The sequence below is a fragment of the Synechococcus lacustris str. Tous genome (assembly GCF_003011125.1).
Lineage (GTDB): Bacteria > Cyanobacteriota > Cyanobacteriia > PCC-6307 > Cyanobiaceae > Synechococcus_D > Synechococcus_D lacustris.
This window is the reverse complement of the sequence record NZ_PXVC01000275.1, coordinates 1-725: the sequence shown is the minus strand read 5'-3', so window position 1 is coordinate 725 and position 725 is coordinate 1. Positions and strand designations below refer to the sequence as shown.

General features: G+C 62.8%; 1 protein-coding gene and 2 pseudogenes. All 3 read right to left on the bottom strand.

What is annotated here, in order from left to right; all coding sequences use genetic code 11:
* Positions 1-256, bottom strand: a pseudogene (locus C7K08_RS14890) (dTDP-4-dehydrorhamnose 3,5-epimerase family protein); the annotation flags it as partial.
* 22 nt (positions 257-278) lie between these two features.
* Positions 279-485: a GDP-mannose 4,6-dehydratase gene (locus C7K08_RS14885; protein WP_106501204.1), complete on the bottom strand. Its 207-nt coding sequence runs from the start codon at positions 483-485 to the stop codon at positions 279-281.
* Positions 486-491: 6 nt separating this feature from the next.
* Positions 492-725: pseudogene (locus C7K08_RS14880) on the bottom strand (GDP-L-fucose synthase); the annotation flags it as partial.

The following is a 725-nucleotide window of genomic DNA, read 5'->3' as shown; positions in this document are numbered from 1 at the left end:
CTCTGGGGGTGGTAGTACTCCGAGCAGAGATAGCAGAAATCGGCCACCTCACTCAGCACCAAAAAGCCATGTGCAAAGCCCGGCGGCTCACCGATTGGCCAAACGTGGGGGAGCCGCGGCGCACATCCACCGCCACATCAAACACCTGGCCCCAAGCGCAGCGCACCAGCTTTCCTTGCGGCTGCACTAGCTGGTAATGCAGCCCGCGCAGCACGCCACGCCGGCTGCGCGATTGGTTGTGCTGCACCAGCTCGGGAATGCCTGGGGAAGGATCTGCATCACGGCGCTCCTCGCTCGAGCAGGGGCTGCCACCAATCCTGGTGGGTGAGATACCACTCCACCGTGCGCCGCAAGCCCTCCTGCACGTTCACCTGCGGCGTCCAGTCCAGCTCCGCCTCGATCTTGCTGGCATCAATCGTGTAGCGCCTGTCGTGGCCAGGCCGATGCCGCGGAGGTGGATGCGATTTTTCATTGCTGAATTGCAATCAAGGTCAGAGGCGCACCAGCTGCTGGCGAAGCTGATCACGGAAGAGTGCCACCGTGCTCTTAAGGCCCTCTCTCAACGAGATGTGTGCCCGCCAACCCAGGGCGGCCAGCCGGCTCACATCCAGCTGTTTCTTCGGCGTGCCATCAGGTTTGCTGGTATCCCAATGGATCTCGCCTTGGAAGCTGGTGGCCTCAGCCACCGCCTCCGCCAGATCACGGATCGTGAGATCCACGCCGGT